The organism is Coleofasciculus sp. FACHB-712, assembly GCF_014695635.1.
Lineage (GTDB): Bacteria > Cyanobacteriota > Cyanobacteriia > Cyanobacteriales > FACHB-T130 > FACHB-T130.
The window spans coordinates 1-4760 of sequence record NZ_JACJOQ010000531.1; the positions used below are offsets into that span (position 1 = coordinate 1).

The following is a 4760-nucleotide window of genomic DNA, read 5'->3' on the forward strand; positions in this document are numbered from 1 at the left end:
TTATGCAGTCAATTTGAGTAAATGGGTGCCGATGATGCAGGCACTTGTAGAGGAGTGTATCGAAATGCTCCTGTCTCGGCAAGAGCCAGAGGTGTTCATTACCCGTCAGCGGTGCAATCTTTGCCCTTGGTTAAATCACTGCTATGCGATCGCTCAAGAACAGCAACATCTCTCTTTGATTCCGGGTGTAACACCAAGTCGCTATCAGCATTTGCAGACGCTTGAACTGACGAGTCGGGAGTCTTTGGCGAGTGTCAGTCCGACTTTTTTGGAGCCAGTTTTGGGAGAGGAAGTCGCGCAACAGCTAGTACAGCAAGCGCAATCAGTAGTGGAGAATCGGGCGATGCTTCTGGAGAAACCTTTTGCGATCGCTAAAACCACTAAAACAGCAGAATGGGTGATAAACAATCCATCTTCTCTCCTTTCACCTATCGAACTTTACTTTGATATTGAAGCAGAACCGTCGCTAGAACTGGATTATCTGCTGGGAGTTTTAGTGGTAGACCGTCAAGCTAATACAGAAACGTTTTATCCTTTCTTAGCAGAACAACCCAGCGACGAAGAATTGGTTTGGCAGCAATTTTTAGATTTGGTTTGGACTTATCCTCAGGCTCCCATTTTCCATTTCTGCGACTACGAAATCCTGACGATGAAGCGGCTGGCTAAATGCTACAACACCCCGCTGGAGAGGCTACGTCCGGTGCTATCGCGCTTTGTGGATATCCACGAGTGGGTAACAGGGATGGTGACACTGCCCGTCGAAAGTTATGCTTTAAAAGCGATCGCGCATTGGTTGGGTTTTGAGTGGCGCGATGCGGGGGCGAATGGACAAGTGTGTATCTATTGGTACGATCAATGGTTAAAAACACGCGATCGCACTTTCCTCGACGCCATTCTGCGCTACAACGAGGACGATTGCCGCGCTACCCGTCACCTTAAAGACTGGCTGGTAGACTTTATGCAGGATGCGTCTCATTTGGATGCACGGGAGTAACCGTTCCAGCACCAAATTTTTCCAATTCAACTCTCTTATAACCTTCTCTTAAAAAAATCTTATTTTTATGATGATACGGTGCTGGTGTAAATGGCTTAATTTAACACTGGCAATCATGAGCAAGATCGATAAATTTTTTACATCTTTCTGTTTTATTGGTGGATTAACCACTGCAATTCTGACAGCACATCCCGCTCAGGCATTCAAAATAACCGGCGTTGATTACTTAGGACAATCCACTTTTTCGACTGGTTTTTCATTTCAGGGAACTGAATTGGGAGGGCTATCAGGAATTACTTACGATGCCAGTAAAAACGTCTACTACAGTATTTCTGATGACCGGAGCGAAAAGGCACCATCTCGGTTTTATACCCTCAAAATTGATATTTCTCAGGGTTCTTTAAAGCAGGGTGGAGTGACGCCTGTAGACGTAACAACCTTGTTGAATATAAACAATCAACCTTTTGCTCCTTTAAGTCTCGACCCAGAAGGCATTGCCTTAACTAGCAAGGGAAGTCTATTTATCTCTTCTGAAGGAGATGCTAACCAATTAATTAATCCTTTTGTTAATGAGTTTTCTTTGGCAGGTCAGCAACTGCAAACCCTGCCAATTCCTCAGAAGTTTTTACCAACAGCGGCTAAAGATAGCGGAATTCGCAATAACTTAGCCTTTGAAAGCTTGACGCTTACCCCTGACCAAAAGTATTTGTTTACAGCTACAGAAAATGCTTTGACTCAGGATGGTGTTGTCGCTGACATCAAGGTAGCAAGTCCTTCTCGGATTTTGAAATATAACCTAGCAACTGGGAAGCCGGAACAGGAATTTTTATACGTTACCGATCCAGTTGCCGCAGCACCCAATCCTGTTAATAGTTTCAAGACCAATGGTTTAGTAGATTTGTTAGCAGTGAATGAAGATACGTTTCTTAGCTTAGAACGGTCTTTTTCTACTGGAGTGGGGAACACAATCAAGCTGTTTGAGGTGTCTTTAGAAAAGGCAACCGATATTAGCAGTATTAACAGCCTCAGTGCAATCAACCTCAACACTATCAAACCAGCTCAGAAAAAACTGCTGCTTGATTTTGAGAAGTTAGGTGTGACGCTCGATAATATTGAAGGTTTGACTTTTGGCCCTGATTTGGCGGATGGGCGAAAGTCGCTGATTGTAGTTAGCGATAACAACTTTAGCCCGATTCAGTTTACCCAGGTACTCGCCTTTGGAATTGGCACCAAATCAGCGGCGCATCGTTCTGTCCCGGAACCTTCGGCACTGGCAGGCTTGGTATTTGCAGCACTTGTGAGCATTAAAGTCAAGCGCCACATTCATAGTTAATCCGGACAATATCGCGCTAAGATGCAAAGACGCCAAATGAAGCAACGTTTTAGCGTCTTTGCGCCTTGGCACGAGACCAAAAAAGCCGTGTCTACCCCACCATTCGAAAGGGAATGAAAAAAAGGGGTTGACAAATCCAACGAGACTCGACATAATCGTTAATGGCTCGGAAAACAAGGGACTGTAGTTCAATTGGTTAGAGCACCGCCCTGTCACGGCGGAAGTTGCGGGTTCGAGCCCCGTCAGTCCCGTAAAAAGTAGTAGAAAAGTTAGTAGGGGTTAGGTGTTGAAACCTGCCCCTACAATTATTAGCAGCTACAACAAATATAGAAACCTTTTGAGAGAATCTGCTGTGACCGTTAGAGTTCGGATTGCACCAAGTCCTACTGGGAACTTACATATTGGGACGGCGAGAACCGCTGTATTTAACTGGCTGTTTGCTCGCCATCATGGCGGCGAGTTCATCCTGCGAATTGAAGACACCGATGAAGCGCGATCGCGCCCCGAATATACTCAAAACATCCTTGATGGTCTGAAATGGATGGGAATGACCTGGGATGAGGGGCCATTTTTTCAATCCAAGCGCCTCGACCTGTACCGCAAAGCCATTCAAACTCTCGTAGATAAGGGCTATGCTTATCGCTGCTACACCAGCGAAGCCGAACTAGACGAATTGCGGACAGCGCAAGCGGCAAGAAAAGAGGCTCCCCGTTATGACAACCGCCATCGGAACTTGACGCCAGAACAACAAGCGGCTTTTGAAGCCGAAGGGCGTCGTCCGGTGCTTCGCTTCAAAATTGATGATGACCGGGAGATCTCCTGGAACGATCTGGTACGCGGCAAAGTTAGCTGGAAAGCCAGCGACCTCGGCGGCGATATGGTGATTGCTCGTGCCTCAGACGATTCAGTGGGTCAGCCGCTGTACAATTTGGCAGTGGTGGTGGATGACATTGATATGCGGATCACCCATGTCATCCGGGGAGAAGACCATATTGCGAACACAGCTAAGCAAATTTTGCTCTACGAGGCACTGGGAAGTGCAATCCCGGAATTTGCCCATACGCCATTGATTTTGAACAAGGAAGGCAAAAAGCTCTCGAAGCGGGATGGCGTCACTTCCATTTCCGACTTCCAGCAAATGGGCTACACGCCTGAAGCCTTGGCGAATTACATGACATTGTTGGGATGGACGCCCCCAGATTCCACTAAGGAAATCTTTACTCTGCCAGAAGCGGCTCAACAGTTCGGCTTTGAGCGCGTCAATAAGGCAGGGGCAAAATTTGACTGGGATAAGCTGAATTGGCTTAACAGTCAGTATCTGCACAAGATGCCGATAGATGAGCTATTAAATCAGCTGATTCCCTACTGGCAGGCGGCTGGATACGAATTTGACCCGATCAGCGATCGCCCTTGGTTAGAGCAGTTAACCAGCCTGCTGAGTGCCAGCCTGACGCGCTTGCAGGATGCAGTCGAGATGAGCCGGATATTCTTTAGCCAAAGCGTAGCCTACAGCGAAGAGGGACTGACTCAGTTGCAGCAGGACGGCACCGAAACCGCTTTGCAGGCGATTTTGGACGCCCTGGAAAATCATCAAACTTTGACAGCAGAGGGTGCCCAAGACATCATCAAACAGCTGACCAAGGAGAAGAATCTGAAGAAAGGATTAGTGATGCGAAGTTTCCGCGCAGCTCTAACCGGCGATTTGCATGGTCCTGATTTGATTCAATCTTGGTTGATCCTGAATCAGCGGGGTCTGGACAAGCTACGTTTACAGCAAGCCCTAGAAAAGTAAACTGAAAATCTTCTTTCTTTTTCTTTTGCAAGCCTTCTCAAGCTCAGCCTGAGAAGGCTTTTGGCTTCTTCTTTGGAACTTCTTATGGGATACTATCGTCACTGCTACAACTAGAGCCGTTACATAATCGGTAACAAGGTGCCGTTTTTGGAAGTGAGGATGTACAAACCCGTACCCAATTTAGGGGAAAAATCGGTAGGAAAGTCCCTCTGGGCAGGCATCACAACCATAGCCCTGATGGCGGTAGGAGTGTTGAGCCTTTCGAGGGTGCAAGCCCAATCCGTACAATCCCCGCCCATATTCGAGAATGTCACCCTCGGTCCCCGGTTTTCGCCCGATCCGTTGACGATTCGGGGTATCAGTGGCGGCGAAATAGCGGCCCAAAAAATTGCAGGTCGCAGCGAAACCGCTACCGGGCCATGTGTTGGTTTTACGGACGATAAGCCCGATCACACTGTAGTTTTAACTTCGTTTTTCAACTTTCTATCCATCCAAGTGCAAAGCCCAGAAGACACTACCCTCGTGATTAAGGGACCTGGTGGCAGCTGGTGCAATGATGAGTATGAAGGCAAAAACCCTGGCATTGCTGGTCAGTGGCAGCCGGGAACTTACGGAATTTGGGTGGGATCTTACGATAAAAG

Annotated in this window: 4 protein-coding genes and 1 tRNA gene; all 5 read left to right on the top strand. The window is 47.4% G+C overall.

Annotated elements, in window-relative coordinates; translation table 11 throughout:
• A partial coding sequence (locus H6F50_RS18235) for a TM0106 family RecB-like putative nuclease (protein WP_190429787.1) occupies nucleotides 1–994 on the top strand: 994 nt, incomplete at its 5' end.
• Between the two features lie 115 nt (nucleotides 995–1109).
• A complete protein-coding gene (locus H6F50_RS18240) occupies nucleotides 1110–2327 on the top strand; it encodes an esterase-like activity of phytase family protein (RefSeq protein ID WP_190429788.1) in 1218 nt (405 codons plus the stop codon).
• Nucleotides 2328–2504: 177 nt separating this feature from the next.
• Nucleotides 2505–2578, top strand: a tRNA-Asp gene (locus H6F50_RS18245).
• Nucleotides 2579–2679: 101 nt separating this feature from the next.
• Entirely contained in the window at nucleotides 2680–4119 is a 1440-nt protein-coding gene (gltX, locus tag H6F50_RS18250) for a glutamate--tRNA ligase (RefSeq protein ID WP_190429789.1), read from the top strand.
• A gap of 237 nt (nucleotides 4120–4356) precedes the next feature.
• On the top strand, nucleotides 4357–4760 hold a 404-nt coding region (locus H6F50_RS18255), incomplete at its 3' end, for a hypothetical protein (RefSeq protein WP_242029100.1).

Bases quoted from the DNA above. Each gene is read 5' to 3' on its own strand.
- H6F50_RS18240 (WP_190429788.1), top strand. From the start codon at position 1,110: ATGAGCAAGATCGATAAATTTTTTACATCTTTCTGTTTTATTGGTGGA.